Below are 16,773 nucleotides of genomic sequence, written 5' to 3' on the forward strand. Positions count from 1 at the left end.
TAAAAACGCCGACAAAGATCACAACTCGTTTGCCCAGGGTGGGTTGGCGCCAGCTCGGGAAACCGTAACGGCGGCGACTTTTGCTCCATGCTCCAGTGCCTGCTCGACAGTTTCTAACGGTACGCCTCTAAGGTTAGTTTTCTGGAGAGCACCCAATTCCGACAGTTTTGCCAGAAAGCCTGCATTGAACGTATCACCCGCGCCGACAGTGTCGCAGATTTCAACACGGCGCGCGGGTACAGTGACCTCAGTCCCGTCAGCCAGAAACCCTGTTGCCCCTTCGCCGCCGCGCGTGAGGATGACAACACTCGGGCCCATCTCTATAACCAGCTCGACCTTTTTGTTCAGCGACAGCGGCGATGGGACAATCCAGTTCAGATCCTCGTCCGAGACTTTTAAGATGTCTGCGGCACTCATCATCCGGTTCAATCGCCCCCGGTAGGACCGTATGTCCTGAATAAACTGTGGACGGATATTCGGGTCGAGCATAACAGCGCGATTCTTGCCTTCTCGTTCGAGCAATGCTGCATAAGCGTTCGCACCGGGTTCACAGGCCAAACTGATCCCTCCAAAATAGAGTGCCGAAACTTCGGGGGACAGGTCCGGCAGATCCTGAGGCGTTAGCATACGTCCAGCAGTGTTTTCGTCATAGAAATCGTAGGTTGCATGCCCATCCTGCAAGCGTACAAATGCCAGTGTGGTCGGGCGCTCCGAAGTAATCACATGAGAAGTGTCGACATGGCTGGCTTTTAGTGCTTCGGAAAGCTGCTGCCCGAACATATCGCTGGACAACCCGGTCAACATCCCCGTTTGCACCCCGAGCCGCCCCAAGGCTATCGCCGTGTTGAAAACCGCGCCACCCGAATGTGGCACAAAACCATCCGAGCCAGCATTGCTTGGAGTTGGAATCATGTCGATGAGAGCTTCACCACAGCACAGGATCATGAGGTCGAACCTTTCAGAAATGCTTTGCGTTCCACAAGGAAGCGCTCGGACAAAGGCAGGCTCGCCGCGCCGAGTGAGCGCGCGTCCGGCCCAATCGAACCTTCCAGAACATTCGGGATATGGATGCCTGCAGCGGAGTGCCGGGACACATACGATCGCACGCGATTGACCAGTTCAGAGCGCACCGAGTCTGGCATCCACCCATCAATCAGAACGTGGTTCACGTCGATCACGCTAACGGATGACAGGATCGCATGGCCGATCCCCTGTGCTGCATCAGCAAGCCATGTCTCTAACGTGTTTTCCGGCAATCTCCAGTCTACCGGAGAATTCCAGGGCATTGCTGCCGCATGTCCTTCGGCAATTACAGCGTTCTCCAATGTCGCCAATGAGGCGATCTCGACGAGTTGACGCAAACGCCCATCTGATGCCGGCACATAAAGTGACCCCAAAGCTGCGGCGTTCCCCGTTGATCCTGTATAAAGCGTGTTGTCGAGAACCAGCCCGCCGCCAATAAAGAAGCCGATGAAGAAGTACAGGAAATCTCGGGGTTTACCGGCATCACCGAACACCAGTTCCGCGCCGCATGCAGCTGACGCGTCGTTGCGCAAATACACGGGAAATTCAAATAATTCGCCAATTTCTACAGCGATGTTCCGATTGCGCCAACCATCCATCTTCGAAGGCTCAACACCCAATGTTCCCGCCCAGTCCCAAAGCTGAAACGGCAGCGCAATACCTAGGCCACCTACACGTTTCTGGTGATCCGCCGGCATCCGACTTAACAGCCGATCAATCTCGTTTCTTGCGAATGTCACCGCGCCATCGGGTGTCGGATAGGCGTGGTTTACGCACACCCTCTCCCTCACTTTGCCCAGGAAATCGGTCAGAACCAGTTCAAGGCTGCGGCGGCCAATTTTCAAGCCGAGAAAAAACGCCCCATCTTTTGCAAGACTAAGAGGTACGGAAGGTTGCCCGATCTTGCCGCGAACCGGCGCGTGGCGTTCCAGCAGCCCATCTGCCTCAAGTGACCGGGTGATGACTGATACGGCCTGCGCGGAAAGCCCAGTCTTGCGGGCAATCTCCGCCTTGGCCATCGCGCCAGCTTGGCGAACCAGCGACAGAACCAGGCGCTCGTTGTAGACGCGCATGCCGCTTTGATTGGACCCTCGCGCTGCGACGTCTGTTTCGACGAATTCATTCATAACTCTTGGGTCGTATTCCATCAGGTTCCCATAAACAGTGCCGGGCAGAGCGTTTTTTGCCAAACTGGCTGACTCCGTGGGATGTGTCAATAATTAAATCACTGTGATTTAGTTATTGACTGAACGAATTGGTTTCGGCATGCAATTATCACCACATCGACTCACTCATGGCGGCGATTCGGCGTCAGCAAAGGAGCACTCTGGAATGACTATCTCCACGCATCGACTTGCTCGGGAAACGATGGCTTTTGTCCTCGCAGGAGGACGGGGCAGTCGCCTGAAGGAACTGACCGACATTCGCGCCAAGCCCGCAGTCTATTTTGGCGGGAAGACACGCATTATCGATTTTGCTTTATCCAACGCCGTGAATTCCGGCATTCGCCGCATCGGGGTCGCGACGCAGTACAAGGCACATAGTCTGATCCGGCACTTGCAGCGCGGTTGGAGCTTTTTCCGCGCCGAGCGAAATGAGTCACTTGACATTCTTCCGGCATCCCAGCGTGTCAACGAACGCCACTGGTATCTGGGAACTGCCGACGCCGTTACGCAAAACATCGATATTATCGAGGGTTATGCGCCCAAATACATACTTATTCTTGCAGGTGACCATATTTACAAACAGGATTACTCGCTGTTGCTGAAACAGCATGTCGAAACCGGAGCAGATGTCACCGTAGGGTGCATTGAAGTGCCCCGTCACGAGGCCAGCGCATTTGGCGTTATGGCCGTGGATGACAGCGATCGAATTCTGGAGTTTGTCGAAAAGCCCGAAGATCCACCGCACATGCCGAGTGACGAATCCCAGTCATTGGCCAGCATGGGTATCTATGTCTTCAAAACTGACTACCTTATCGAGTTGCTGCGCGAAGATGCTCTTTCCGAAGCGTCCGAGCATGATTTCGGGAAGGACATCATTCCAGCGCTGGTGGCAAAGGGAAACGCGTATGCGCATCCTTTCAGCCGGTCCTGCGTGACCAGTTCTTTAGAGCAAAAGCCATATTGGCGTGATGTCGGAACAGTTGATGCATTTTGGCAGGCCAATATTGACCTGACCGACTTTCAACCTGAACTCGACCTCTATGATCAGTCCTGGCCGATCTGGACGTATTCCGAATTGACGCCACCGGCAAAATTCATACATGACGAAAAAGATCGCCGCGGCCTTGCCGTATCTTCGATGGTGGCTGGCGGATGCATCATCTCCGGGGCGCAGTTGAACCAATGTCTGTTGCACACCGGTGTGCGCGCAAACTCCTATTCTGAACTCAACGGTGTGGTGGCTTTACCCAACGTCGATATCGGGCGCGGAGCGCGGCTCAAGAATGTCGTGATTGACCGTTCGGTTCGCATCCCTGAGGGGCTTGTTGTCGGAGAAGACCCCGAAAAAGATGCGGCGCGCTTCCGTCGAACGGAAAATGGCGTATGCCTGATCACTCAACCCATGATCGACAAACTGGACCTATGACCCTCAAGCAACTCTCAATCGCTTCTGAATGCGCACCCTTTGTCAAAACCGGAGGACTGGCCGACGTGGTGGGCGCGCTCGCCCGGGTTATGGGCGATTTCGATGTTGAATGCCGCGTTCTGCTGCCGCTGTACCGCCAAATCGCGCATCTGGCGAAGGGAGCCAGGGAAGTTATGAATTTGGGTGCGGCTTTTGGTGGGCCCGTGCGGGTGCTCGCCAAGAAAGCCAGCGGCGTCAGTTTGCTATTGGTGGATGCACCGCACCTGTATGACCGACCTGGCCAAATATACCTGAACGAAGCGGGCTTGGACTGGAAAGACAACCATTTGCGGTTTGGCCTGCTCAGTTGGCTGGGTGCAGAAATCGGGCGCGCTGGCATCGACAGTTGGCGGCCTGATGTGCTTCACGCACATGACTGGCAGGCTGGCCTTACGCCAGTCTATGCACGAGCAAGTGGCGCTGCGACACCACCCTGTATCCTAACCATCCACAATATCGCCTTTCAGGGAAATTTCCCTGCAACGATGATGGGGACGCTGAACCTTGATCCGGCACAGTTTACGCAAAGCGGTTTTGAGTACTACGGACAGATCAGCTTTCTCAAAGGGGGGCTGATGGCGGCAGATCAAATAACGACTGTCAGCCCGACCTATGCACGCGAGTTGCTTACGCCTGAGTTTGGCATGGGGCTTGAAGGTGTGCTGAATGCGCGTAACGCCGACTTGTCGGGCATACTTAACGGGATCGATACTCAGGTCTGGGATCCCTCCAATGACCCTGCGATCGCGCAAACCTATTCCAGCCGCACTTTGGCCAAAAAAAATAAAAACAAACAGGCTCTGCTACGACGTTTTGGACTAGGGGCCGACAGGACGGGGCCACTATTCTCGGTTATCAGCCGACTGTCCGGGCAGAAAGGTCTTGATCTGGCGTTGGAAGCCTTGCCCTTTGTTCTGGATAAAGGAGCTTCCTTTGTTCTGCTTGGCTCAGGCGAAACGGCGCTGGAATACGGGTTTCGGGAATTGGCCCAGCGATATCCGGATCGCGTTGGTGTTGAAATCGGCTTTGACGAAGACCTCGCGCATTTGATCCAAGCCGGGGCAGATGCCACATTGGTGCCCTCACGTTTTGAACCATGTGGGCTGACCCAACTGTGCGCGATGCGCTATGGCACGCTGCCAGTTGTGTCGCGCACGGGTGGTCTGGCAGACACGGTTATTGACGCGAATGCAGCAGCGCTTGTCGCCGATTGTGCAACAGGTTTTCAGTTCGGGCCCGTCCGTGCGGAAAATCTAAAAGAGGCTTTGTTCCGTGCGATGGAATTGTACGAAGACAAAAAGGCTTGGCAGAAAACACAGCGCAACGCAATGAAACACCCGGTCGGGTGGGACCGTTCGGCACAGCGCATGGCTGATGCCTACAAGTCGCTACAGGAGAATTAAACCGGCATGCAGGACAACAGGCCCATCATGAGCATAAACGCGGGAGATCACGCCACACTAGGCGCGGTTTACAACGGGCAGGGGGTCAATTTTGCCGTGTTCTCGGAAAACGCGACGAAGATCGAATTGTGTCTGTTCAGCGCCGATGGGCAGCGCGAGGTGACACGGCTGGTATTGCCCGAGCAGACGGGCCCGATTTGGCATGGCTTTGTGCCCGGCCTGAAGCCCGGCACGCTGTATGGCTATCGAGCATACGGGCCGTATGAACCCGATCGCGGCCACAGGTTCAACCCTAGGAAATTGCTGGCTGATCCATACGCCCGTGCGTTCCGTGGATACTGGTCGTCAGGCAAGGAGATGCTTGGGTATGAGCCCTCGGGCCATTACACCAACATGCAACCCAGTCAGATCGACAGTGCGCCATTTGTGCCAAAGTCGGTGGTGCCGGACATTGAGCGCCTCTGGTCAGGGGCGCCAGGCCCGCGCAGAGAATGGAACGAAACGGTAATCTATGAGGCCCATGTCAAGGGCCTGACCCAGTTGCACCCCGACGTGCCCGCAGAACTTCGCGGAACCTATGAAGCCCTCGGTAGCGATGCCGTGATCTCGCACCTGAAAGGTCTTGGGGTGACCGCGTTGGAGTTGCTGCCGGTCCATACCTTTCTAAATGACGGCTTTCTGGTGGATCGCGGACTGACTAACTATTGGGGATATAACACTCTGGGTTTTTTTGCGCTGGAGCCGCGTTACTTTGGCCCAAACGGGGCGGATGGGTTTCGTCAGGCCGTCGATCGGCTGCATGCCGAGGGGATCGAGGTGATCCTCGACGTTGTCTATAATCACACCGCCGAGGGCGATCACCGCGGGCCGACCTTGTCTTTCAGGGGGCTGGACAACAAGGCCTACTATAATTTGCAGGCCAGTCATGCGCGCTACTATGTCAACGATACAGGGTGCGGGAACACTCTGGCGATCAACCACCCCTTCGTATTGCGCCTTGTATTGGATTCGTTGCGATACTGGGTCACTGTTATGGGAGTCGACGGGTTCAGGTTTGATCTAGCCACGGTTTTGGGGCGCGAGCACCACGGGTTTGACCTGCATGGCGGCTTCTTTGATGCCATTCGACAGGATCCGGTGCTAAGCCGGTGCAAATTGATTGCCGAACCCTGGGACATCGGCCCCGGCGGCTATCAGCTTGGAAGTTATCCCGCTGACTGGGGCGAGTGGAATGACAAGTTTCGCGATTCTACCCGCAGGTTCTGGCGCGGGGATGCACATTCTGCGCAAGAGCTTGCAGGCAACTTCCTTGGCACAGCATCCGTGTTCGATCGACCGGGACGCCGGACAACTAGTTCCATCAACTTCGTTGCAGCGCATGACGGGTTCACCCTGGCCGACTTAACCCGCTATCGCGAGAAGCACAACGAGGCCAATGGCGAAAGCAACAAGGATGGCCACGGTAACAATCTGTCGGACAATTGCGGAGTGGAAGGGGACACGGACAATCCAGACATTCTTGAACGCCGCGCCCTGCGCATTCGCAATTTGCTGGCCACCGTGTTCCTGTCGCAGGGAACGCCCATGCTTCTGGCCGGGGACGAAATCGGACGAACGCAACGCGGGAACAACAACACCTATTGTCAGGACAATGAAATCAGCTGGATCAACTGGGCTTCCGCTGACAACGACCTGCTGGCATTTGCGCAGAATCTTATCGCGCTGCGGAGCAATACACCCGTCTTGCGCCAAAGCCGATTCCTGCACGGGCGAATCCGGAACGATGGCAATCCTGATGTCTCTTGGTCCGGCCTGGACGGCGGTACGCTAAATTGGCGGGATCCGTCGTTGGATGGATTTTGTCTTCATTTGCGTGGTGAGGCGGAGGGCTCGTTTTCTCCTGAGGGAACCGCTCTGATTGTGGTCAACGGAAACGAACAGCCCAAGAAACTATTCTTACCTGATCCGGGGCCGGGTCTGGTTTGGCAGCGTGTACTGGACACAGCCGAGCCGGATACAGAGCCTGTCGACGTAGTTGACAGAAATCGTCAATGCGCTTCTGCCCATTCCGTTTCGCTGTTTGTTGGAAATGCGGCCGTATCATGACGGATTGGGTTGCAGAACTTTGCCGCTTCGTCGGCGTGGCGTCCGATTACAGGGGGTTTGACGGGCAACTGATCCAGGTTGCGCCCGACACCCAGGTTGCTGTTCTGCGCGCCATGGGACTGAACGTGACGTCTGAGGCAGACGCAAGGGTGGTGCTGCACCGAATGCGGACAGTAGAAGAACAGCGCCAGCTGCCGCAAGAGCTGATCGTCACAGCAGGTCAGCCAGCCAAGTTTCCGGTTTCGCGCACGGTTTCGTGGAGCCTTGAAACCGAATCTGGCGAGAAGGTTGTGGAAGGCGGAGAGGCGGTGCAATCCATCGCTATTCCTGCTTTGCCAATCGGCATTCATCGGCTTTGCCTGAACGGAGAATTTACATCCTGGGTCCTGGCTCGCCCGTTGCGAGCGCTGAACCTTTCAGACTTGATCGCCGAGCCGCGCATTTGGGGCGTTCTTACTGCTTTGTATGGGCTTACAGACAAGACCGCTGCATCTCTGGGTAGCTATCATTCTCTTGGGGAATATGCTGCGGCTATGGCAATGCATGGGGCCGATTTTGTCGGGATCAATCCCATACATGCGATGGGTCAAGTCCGTCCTGATGACGTAGTTAGCCCTTATTCACCAAGTCATCGTGAATTTTTGAATACATGGTACTGCACAGAAACGGGATCGGCTTCGTGTGACCTGATCAACTACCGGGCTGCATTGCAAGAAAATGCAGCAGCCCTGGATGACGGGTTTGAGGAATTTCTACGTTTACCGGATGGAGCGCCTGAAAAGCGTTCATTGGCCGGTTTTAGAGCCTCGGGAGGAGCGCGCCTGCGTGATTTCGCGGTGTTTGAAGCGCTTGCCTTTCGCTTTGGTTCAGACTGGCGCAAATGGCCCACGCCATACCAAGATCGGGACTCAGGCGCAGTGGCCGCATTTGCGCATGATCACGAGCAGGAAATAGCGTTGGTTGAGTGGGGGCAGTGGCAATCTGATGTTCAGCTCGCCAACGCGCAAACCCGCGCCATCAAGGCCGGTATGCGGCTCGGCTTGTATCTGGATCTTGCCGTAGGACCGCGCCTTGGTGGCGCGGAAACATGGAGCAAGGACACAGCCCTGGTGACCGGCGCTACGTTGGGCGCGCCGCCCGATCCGCTTGGTCCGTCGGGGCAAAGCTGGGGTCTCGCCCCGCTGTGCCCAATAAGGATCCGAAAACAAGGCTATGCCGGATTTGCGCGACTGTTGCGGACAGTAATGCGTCACGCCGGAATGATCCGGATTGATCACGTGCTGGGTTTGATGCGCAGCTACTGGATACCGGAAGGAAGCGAAGAAGGCACATATGTCAGATATCCCTTTGACGCTCTTCTCGCTGTGGTCGCCATAGAAAGCGTGAGAACCAAATCGATTGTCATTGGCGAGGATCTTGGCCTCGTTCCCTCCGGCTTGCGCGAAAAGACTGAAGCGGCAGGGATATACGGGCTGGACGTGCTGCAATACATGCGCTCCGAGGACGGTGGATTTGTTGACACCTCGAAGACGCGCAAAAAAGCTGTATGTGCATTCGCCACACATGACACACCCACCATTGCCGGGTTTTTCGCGGCAGAGGATGCCCGAGTACGCGCCGAGATTGGCAGCATAGACCGCACTTGCTTTGCGAACGTTCGCGCGGACCGTCAGGCCGCAGCTCAAACATTGGGAGCATCACAGCCTGTTCAGGAAATCCACCGCCGACTTGCGCGTTCAAACTCCGAAATCGTGGCCGTCCAACTCGATGACATTGCGGAACGAAAAGACCAGCAGAACCTGCCAGGCACCGTTGACGAATTCCCAAACTGGCGGCTGAAAGCGCCGTTTTCGGTGAGTGACATAAAGACGTCCGACGCATTTGTGTGTCTTGGCACAGAGATGTCAGCGCAGAGTCGGTCAAACCAAAATGGAATGGAGAAGGACAATGACCTTCAAGACTGTTCGCACGTCGCCCATTGAGGGGCAGAAACCGGGAACTTCGGGTCTGCGAAAGAAAACCTCAGTATTCCGCACACCGGGATATCTCGAGAACTTTGTGCAATCCGTGTTCGACGGCACCGGCGGTGCCGCGGGCAAAACTTTTGTTGTTGGCGGGGATGGGCGGTTTTACAACTCCGAGGCCATTGGAGTAATCATCCGTATGGCGGCAGCCAACGGTGCTGTTCGATTGATTGTTGGACAGAACGGCATCCTGTCAACGCCCGCAGTATCCAACCTGATCCGGAAGTTCAAAACCGATGGGGGTATCATCCTGTCGGCAAGCCACAATCCAGGTGGTGAGGACGGTGATTTCGGTGTGAAATTCAATGCCCCCAATGGTGGCCCGGCACCCGAGAAGATCACAGATGAGATCTTCGCCCGAACCCAGCAGATCACCGAATACAAAATCGCTGAAGAAGACGCATGCGATTTTGACGAACCCGGCCGCTTCAGATTGGGCAAAACGCAAATCGATGTGGTTGATCCGGTGGCGGATTACGAAGCGCTGATGCAGGAACTGTTCGATTTCGATGCCATCCGCACCCTGTTCGCGAACGGCTTCCGCATCTGCTTCGATGCAATGCATGCGGTCACCGGTCCCTATGCCAAGCGCATACTGGAAGGCGCATTAGGCGCGCCAGCTGGTTCGGTGATCAACGCGGTTCCATCGCCGAATTTCGGCGGTGGGCACCCTGACCCCAACCCGGTATGGGCCAGTGAGCTTGTCGGCGTCATGAACGGCCCTGATGCCCCTGATTTTGGCGCCGCCTCCGATGGAGACGGCGACCGCAACATGATCATGGGGAAACGCACGTTTGTGACGCCTTCTGACAGTCTGGCGCTGTTGACGGCCTACGCCCACCTGACCCCGGCATATTCCGGGAAACTTAGCGGCGTCGCGCGTTCGATGCCGACAAGCCAGGCGGTTGACCGAGTTGCCGAACGGTTGGGGATTCCCTGTTTTGAAACGCCGACCGGCTGGAAATTTTTCGGCAACCTGCTGGACGCGGGTAAGGCGACACTTTGCGGCGAGGAGAGCGCAGGCACTGGATCCAATCACATCCGCGAAAAGGATGGTCTGTGGGCAGTTCTGCTGTGGCTGAACATTCTGGCGCGGGATGGTCGGGATATCGTGCAGCTTCAGCAGGATCATTGGCGCAGCTTTGGCCGGAACTACTACTCGCGTCACGACTACGAAGAGATCCCGACCGACATCGCAAATACGTTGATGACGGCATTGCGCGAAAGGTCAGACACGCTTCCCGGCTCAATGGTCGAGGACATGAAAGTCGTTGAGGCAGATGATTTCTCGTACCGCGACCCGATTGATCAAAGCCTGACCGTAGGGCAGGGCGTCCGCGTCCGCTTTGACGGCGGTTCCCGCGTTGTGTTTCGTCTGTCCGGCACGGGGACCCAAGGGGCTACGTTGCGTGTCTACCTGGAGCGGTTCGTCGGTTGCAGCGGCGATCACAACATGAATGTGCGAGAAGCGCTATCCCCAGTCATTCAGGCTGCAGAAGCGCTAGCGCAGATCAGAAGGCACACCGGGCGCACAAAGGCGGATGTCATCACCTGATGCGACCGTCCGAGACAAATCAGAACAAGAGCAGGATGGAACAGACCATGAAAGATATCTATGAACCCGGGTCGCTGACACAGGCAATCGACTTTCATCTTGCCCATAGCGTTGGCAAGACCCCGGACACGGCCTCCACCACGGACTGGCGCCTCGCGCTGTCCCGCGCGGTGCGCGACAAACTGATCGCACCGTGGTTCGAAGCGACGAACCGTACATATGCCAAGGACCGGAAGCGGGTTTATTACCTGTCGATGGAGTTCCTTTTGGGACGTATCCTGGAGGACGCGGTCAACAACCTCGAGCTTGCAGATGATGCACGCGAAGCCTTGGCGAAACACGGCGTCAGCTTTGCCGATGTGGTAAACGACGAACCGGATGCAGCGTTGGGTAACGGCGGTCTGGGACGGTTGGCCGCTTGTTTTCTGGACAGCATGAGCTGTCTCGGCATTCCCGCATATGGCTATGGCATCCGTTATGCGCATGGTTTGTTCCGGCAGTCCTTCGATCAGGGCAAACAGGTAGAAATGGCAGAGGACTGGCTGCGCCACCAGCACAATTGGGAATTCGAACGCTCGGAATGCCTCTATGATATCGGCTTTGGCGGTGAGGTCATTGAGACGGGCGCACAAGCCAAATGGAGCCCATCCGACATCGTGATGGCACAGGCTTATGACACGCCGGTTGCCGGTTGGCAGGCGCGCTGGACAAATACGCTGCGGCTTTGGTCCGCTAAGCCCAAGAAGATTTTTGACCTCGATCCGTTCAACCGCGGCGAATACATGCAGGCCGCCGCACCCGAGGTGCTGGCGGAAACGATTTCGCGCGTCCTTTACCCCGATGACAGCACCGAAACAGGCAAGGCATTGCGCCTCAAGCAGGAGTTTTTCTTTACCTCCGCCTCGCTTCAGGATCTCTTGCGCCGCTTCCTGACGCACAATGGCGATCTGCGCGCGCTGCCAACCAAAGTTGCGATCCAGATGAATGATACCCATCCGGCAATCGCGGGCCCCGAGTTGATCCGTCTGCTGACAGATGTGCACGGGTTGAGCTTTGACGATGCGTTCGACACTGCGCAGAACACATTGCACTACACCAACCACACACTGCTGCCTGAGGCATTGGAAGCGTGGGATGTCGGGCTGATGGGCAACATCCTGCCGCGTCACATGCAACTGATCGAACGGATCGATGACCGGTTGAGCCGGGACGTTGCAAAATCAAATACCAGCGCCGCCCCACGCATTGTCGAAAACGACGTGGTGAACATGGGAACGCTTGCCTTTACGTGTTCGCGCAGGGTCAATGGGGTCTCGGCCCTGCATACGGACCTGATGAAGCAAACCGTCTTCAGTGATCTGCATAAGGTATATCCCGAGCGAATTCTCAATCAGACCAACGGTGTAACGCCGCGTCGGTGGCTGCATGGATGCAATCCGGGTCTGCGGGATTTGCTAAACGAAACCATCGGAACGGAGTGGGTTTCAGATCTTGAGCAGCTGGAAAACATCGCGCCATTGGCGGATGATCCCGCCTTCCGCAAGCGCTTTATGGCGATCAAGCAAGACAACAAACGCAGGCTTGCGGATTGGGTCGCCGAAAACATGAACCTGCAGATTTCGCCCGATGCGATGTTCGACATTCAGATCAAGCGGATTCACGAATACAAACGCCAGCTGATGAATGCATTTGAAACCGCAGCCCTTGCCAACGCAATCCGCCGCGAACCGGATGCGGATTGGACACCTCGAGTCAAATTCTTTGGCGGTAAGGCGGCACCAGCGTATATCGATGCCAAGAACATCATTCGGCTGATCAACGACATCGCACAGTCAATCAATACTGATCCTGTAATCGGAGATCGGCTCAAGGTGGTCTATCCGCCGAATTATAATGTGTCCTTGGCTGAGATGCTGATCCCGGCGGCGGACCTGTCCGAACAGATATCAACTGCTGGCAAAGAAGCCTCCGGCACCGGAAACATGAAGTTCGCGCTGAACGGTGCGGTTACGATCGGCACGCTCGATGGTGCCAATGTGGAAATCTGCGACCACGTGGGGGCCACCAACATCTATATCTTCGGGATGACCGCTGCCGAAGTACAGGCCGCGCGCGAGGGATATGTCACGCAGGACTATATCGACCGAAGCCCGATCCTGAACGAAGTCATCGAGCAAGTACGCACCGGGTTTTATTCGCCCGGTGATCCGACGCGTCACTGGCCGGTGCTCGAAAAGCTGTTGCGGGACGACTATTTCATGGTCGCCGCCGATTTCGATGCCTACTGGGACGCGCAGCGCAGGGTCGACGGCGGCTTTGCCAACAAAGACGCGTGGGCGCGCATGGCCGTTCTCAATACCGCATTGTCCGGTTGGTTCTCGTCCGACCGTACAATCCAGGGCTATGCGAAAGACATCTGGGGCATCGACTCGCTTGCAGGAGAGACAGAATGACCACAATCAGCTATTCCCCCGCCTTTGACTCTGCCACTGCCGAAGCGTTGCTTGCAGGTTCGATGAGCGATCCGTTTTCGGTTCTTGGCCCTCACAAAAACGGGCGGCGTTGGAGTGTTACCGTGCTGATCCCGGGCGCACTGAGTGTCGAGGTTCTGGACGGCAAGACCGGTAAAGTCGAAGCCGAGCTGCATCGCCTTGACGGGCGCGGGCTGTTCTCGGGCTTTGTCCGCAAACCCGTGGCGACTGGCGCCTATCGCCTGCGTGCCCGCAATGACAGCAATGTCTGGGAGCAGGATGACGCCTACAGGTTCGGGCCGGTACTCGGCGAGATGGATGAGTACCTGATCGCCGAAGGTGCACATCTGCGCCTGTGGGAAAAACTCGGGGCCCATCCGCTTGAGCATGATGGCGTAAAGGGCGTGAACTTCGCGGTCTGGGCCCCGGCCGCGAGCCGTGTTTCCGTTGTGGGCGAGTTCAATCAATGGGACGGACGGCGAAACGTAATGCGTGCACGGGGCACGACCGGGATTTGGGAGATCTTTATTCCCGGCCTGGGCGAAGGGTCGCTCTACAAATACGAAATCCGTAATGCGCAAGGTAACATTCTGCCGCTCAAGGCCGACCCGGTTGGCTTTGGGGCAGAACATCCCCCCGCCACGGCGTCGGTTGTGCGCGATTTAGACGGGTATGATTGGAGTGATGACGCCTGGATGGCAACGCGCGCGGACCGCAACCGCTTTGACCGGCCGATTTCGATCTACGAGGTCCATCTGGGGTCGTGGCGGCGCAAGGTCGAGGACGGCAACCGCCCGCTCAGCTATCTCGAATTCGCCAAGGAGTTGGTGGATTACGTGCGCGAGATGGGGTTCACACATATCGAACTGATGCCTGTCTCTGAGCACCCGTTCGACGGCTCGTGGGGGTACCAGCCCATAGGTCTGTTCGCTCCGACAATCCGCTATGGCACTCCGGATGAATTCCGGGAATTCGTGAATGCCTGCCATATCGCGGGCCTTGGGGTGCTGCTCGATTGGGTGCCGGGGCACTTTCCGACCGACGCGCATGGATTGGGTCAATTCGACGGGTCCGCGCTTTACGAGCATGCCGACCCGAAAGAGGGTTTTCATCAGGACTGGAACACACTGATCTACAATTACGGGCGGCGTGAGGTGCAGAACTATCTCTGCGCCAACGCGCTCTACTGGCTCCGGGAGTTTCACATCGATGGGCTGCGCGTAGACGCGGTCGCGTCCATGCTATACCGCGACTATTCCCGCAAAGAGGGCGAGTGGGTGCCAAATGAACATGGTGGCCGCGAAAATCTTGAGGCGATCGCCTTTCTCAAACGCACCAACGAACTCGTGTACGACGCTGATGCTGGCATCATCATGGCCGCCGAAGAAAGCACGTCCTTTCCGGGAGTCAGCCAACCCACCGACCAGGGTGGGCTTGGGTTTGGGTTCAAGTGGAACATGGGGTGGATGAACGACACGCTGCAATACATGGCGCGCGATCCCATTCACCGGTCGCACCATCATCATGAAATGACATTTGGCCTCACATACGCGTTCTCGGAGAATTTTATCCTGCCCATCAGTCATGACGAAGTTGTGCATGGCAAGGGCTCGATGATCTCCAAGATGCCGGGCGACGGCTTCGATAAGTTTGCTGGGCTGCGGGCCTATTATGGTTTCATGTGGGGCCATCCGGGCAAGAAACTCCTGTTCATGGGTCAGGAATTCGCTCAGGGCGCGGAATGGTCTCACGATCGATCCCTCGACTGGCACTTGCTGGATCATGAATGGCACCGCGGCGTTCAGGCGTGGGTCAAGGCGCTAAACAAGTTCTACGCCGAGACACCATCGCTATTCGAAACTGATTGTATGGCCTCCGGCTTCTACTGGCTTGAAGTCGATCAGTCTGATTTGTCCGTCTACGCATGGCTCCGCCAGGGCGATGAAGGCAAGGATCCCGTGATCGTTGTCTGCAACATGACCCCGACACCTCGCGACGGATTCAGGCTGGGTGTGCCTAATTCAGGCCACTGGGAAGTTGTCCTGAACAGTGATGCTGCAGAGTTTGGAGGAACAGGCCACGGTTGGGGCTCCTATGAGAGTGAAACGGTTGCATGGAGCAATCAGGATCATTCAATTTCTATGCACCTACCGGGTAATACGACGCTGTTTCTCAGGCAAAAGGGATAACGGTGCTGTTTCTGGCCCAACTGGCCCAAAGGTGCGTATTCGGACAATATGAGGACCACAAAAAGAACGCACAATATAGCAGCCACTCGAAACGCTGTTCACGAACTGGGAAGAAGCGGGACATAGTCGCCTCTAGTCTGAACGATTTTCTATGGCGGGATCCGCGGAACTGAGATTGTTTTGAGTCCATCGGTGGCAGTATGCCCAGACAAGCAGGCGGCGGCAGCTTTCTCGCCAAATTTGAGACAACTCTCAATAGGCCAATCTTCATGGAGACCATGAATAACGCCGGAGCAGAAAGCATCTCCCGCACCCACAGGGCTGATGATTTCTTCAGCAGGTATCGGATCAGGCGCGAAGGCAATTTCAACCTCTGTTTCACAACATACGATTTGTGTTGGGCTATGTATTATTACCGCTCGATTGACCCCACCGGATTTCAGAAAGCGAGCTGCTTTCATCATTTCGTTGGGATCAGACTTTTGCGTGAGATTTATGCCTGTTGCCGCCTCAGCTTCGAGTTCATTCGCGAACAGAAAATCGATTTCGGGAAGCGTCTTTGACACAATATCCGAGTAGGTGTCGGACCTGAACGATGCGAGGTCAACGCAAGTCCTCACGCCTTTGGCGCGGGCAACTGACAACAGCCGTGCGGCTCTAGTTTTTCCCTCTGGCAGGATCTCATCCAGTCTGTCTAGTAACGTTAAATAACCAAGATATAATAGCTTAATACCGGCGTCCGATAGCTCATCAATATTAACCGACGCCGCATCAAATAAACTGTTAGCGCCTCGGTGGTGAAAAAAGGTGCGGCTGTCACCTTGTACGTTCATCACATGCGTCTGGGATGTTGTTGCACGTGTTGTTCGCAGTAGGCCGTCTAAAGGCAACCCCGCTTCTGCGCTTAGACGCAAAACTTCGTCGCCCAATGCGCCTGCGCCTATCAGACCAATTGGAATTACCGGATAAGACACGTCCATGGCTTTCAGTCCCAAGGCTACATTGGCGGGTCCGCCGCCAAGGTCGACATGCTGGGTTTTTATGAGCGCCAGCCCCGACTTTTCAGGCCAATGCGAAATTGAGTGAACTGTATCAAGTATCCAATTGCCAGCACATGCAATGCCTTGTCTTACTTTTTTGGGCTGAATCGGCTCGAGCACGATGTGTTCCTACATAGAAAATGATGCTGCCTTGAGAGTATCAGACCTCCTCAAGCCTCGCACTCTAAAGCCACACCACCGGTGGGCTTTCCAGTGACTCTTAAGCTTCAGATTTGCGCGGCATAAGGTAAATTTGAGAACGGCGGTGAGAAAGTCGACCACGGTAGCGGCGGGATGATCTTGGTGCGGGCGGCGTAAAAGTCGTCCATCT

Annotated in this window: 10 protein-coding genes; 7 read left to right on the forward strand and 3 right to left on the reverse strand. The window is 56.0% G+C overall.

What is annotated here, in order from left to right; translation table 11 throughout:
• Window positions 1–18: 18 nt before the first annotated feature.
• On the reverse strand, window positions 19–945 hold the full coding sequence (locus GOW56_RS20680) for a carbohydrate kinase (protein ID WP_171172509.1): 927 nt from the start codon (window positions 943–945) through the stop codon (window positions 19–21).
• Window positions 942–2,096 carry an ROK family transcriptional regulator gene (locus GOW56_RS20685; RefSeq protein ID WP_171207059.1) on the reverse strand — a complete coding sequence of 385 codons (1,155 nt, stop codon included), beginning with the start codon at window positions 2,094–2,096 and terminating at the stop codon, window positions 942–944. The genes GOW56_RS20680 and GOW56_RS20685 overlap by 4 nt, the downstream gene beginning before the upstream one ends.
• A gap of 259 nt (window positions 2,097–2,355) precedes the next feature.
• On the opposite strand from GOW56_RS20685, the gene glgC reads away from it, so the two are divergent.
• From glgC to glgB, 7 genes are read left to right on the forward strand one after another with little or no spacing between them, the layout of a single operon-like run.
• Complete coding sequence (gene glgC / locus GOW56_RS20690; RefSeq protein WP_171117911.1) at window positions 2,356–3,615, forward strand: glucose-1-phosphate adenylyltransferase; 1,260 nt, start codon at window positions 2,356–2,358, stop codon at window positions 3,613–3,615.
• The gene (gene glgA, locus GOW56_RS20695; protein WP_217358849.1) at window positions 3,612–5,057 is read left to right on the forward strand and encodes a glycogen synthase GlgA; all 1,446 of its coding nucleotides are present in this window, start codon (window positions 3,612–3,614) and stop codon (window positions 5,055–5,057) included. The genes glgC and glgA overlap by 4 nt, the downstream gene beginning before the upstream one ends.
• 27 nt (window positions 5,058–5,084) lie before the next feature.
• Window positions 5,085–7,163 (forward strand): glycogen debranching protein GlgX, encoded by a 2,079-nt coding sequence (gene glgX / locus GOW56_RS20700; protein WP_171207056.1) that lies wholly within the window; start codon window positions 5,085–5,087, stop codon window positions 7,161–7,163.
• A complete protein-coding gene (malQ, locus tag GOW56_RS20705; RefSeq protein WP_171207057.1) occupies window positions 7,160–9,145 on the forward strand; it encodes a 4-alpha-glucanotransferase in 1,986 nt (661 codons plus the stop codon). Before glgX ends, malQ begins: the two co-directional genes overlap by 4 nt.
• Entirely contained in the window at window positions 9,111–10,742 is a 1,632-nt protein-coding gene (locus GOW56_RS20710; protein WP_171117868.1) for an alpha-D-glucose phosphate-specific phosphoglucomutase, read from the forward strand. Before malQ ends, GOW56_RS20710 begins: the two co-directional genes overlap by 35 nt.
• A gap of 47 nt (window positions 10,743–10,789) precedes the next feature.
• A complete protein-coding gene (locus GOW56_RS20715; RefSeq protein WP_171117870.1) occupies window positions 10,790–13,195 on the forward strand; it encodes a glycogen/starch/alpha-glucan phosphorylase in 2,406 nt (801 codons plus the stop codon).
• On the forward strand, window positions 13,192–15,402 hold the full coding sequence (gene glgB, locus GOW56_RS20720; RefSeq protein WP_253284226.1) for a 1,4-alpha-glucan branching protein GlgB: 2,211 nt from the start codon (window positions 13,192–13,194) through the stop codon (window positions 15,400–15,402). Before GOW56_RS20715 ends, glgB begins: the two co-directional genes overlap by 4 nt.
• Before the next feature lie 149 nt (window positions 15,403–15,551).
• On the opposite strand, the gene GOW56_RS20725 is transcribed toward glgB, so the two are convergent.
• Window positions 15,552–16,562 (reverse strand): carbohydrate kinase family protein, encoded by a 1,011-nt coding sequence (locus GOW56_RS20725; RefSeq protein WP_171117872.1) that lies wholly within the window; start codon window positions 16,560–16,562, stop codon window positions 15,552–15,554.
• Window positions 16,563–16,773: the final 211 nt, after the last annotated feature.

It is taken from the genome of Ruegeria sp. HKCCA0235A (genome assembly GCF_013033235.1).
Classification (GTDB): Bacteria; Pseudomonadota; Alphaproteobacteria; order Rhodobacterales; family Rhodobacteraceae; genus Ruegeria.

Bases quoted from the DNA above. Each gene is read 5' to 3' on its own strand.
- GOW56_RS20680 (WP_171172509.1), bottom strand. From the start codon at position 945: ATGATCCTGTGCTGTGGTGAAGCTCTCATCGACATGATTCCAACTCCA.
- GOW56_RS20685 (WP_171207059.1), bottom strand. From the start codon at position 2,096: ATGCGCGTCTACAACGAGCGCCTGGTTCTGTCGCTGGTTCGCCAAGCT.
- glgC (WP_171117911.1), top strand. From the start codon at position 2,356: ATGACTATCTCCACGCATCGACTTGCTCGGGAAACGATGGCTTTTGTC.
- glgA (WP_217358849.1), top strand. From the start codon at position 3,612: ATGACCCTCAAGCAACTCTCAATCGCTTCTGAATGCGCACCCTTTGTC.
- glgX (WP_171207056.1), top strand. From the start codon at position 5,085: ATGAGCATAAACGCGGGAGATCACGCCACACTAGGCGCGGTTTACAAC.
- malQ (WP_171207057.1), top strand. From the start codon at position 7,160: ATGACGGATTGGGTTGCAGAACTTTGCCGCTTCGTCGGCGTGGCGTCC.
- GOW56_RS20710 (WP_171117868.1), top strand. From the start codon at position 9,111: ATGACCTTCAAGACTGTTCGCACGTCGCCCATTGAGGGGCAGAAACCG.
- GOW56_RS20715 (WP_171117870.1), top strand. From the start codon at position 10,790: ATGAAAGATATCTATGAACCCGGGTCGCTGACACAGGCAATCGACTTT.
- glgB (WP_253284226.1), top strand. From the start codon at position 13,192: ATGACCACAATCAGCTATTCCCCCGCCTTTGACTCTGCCACTGCCGAA.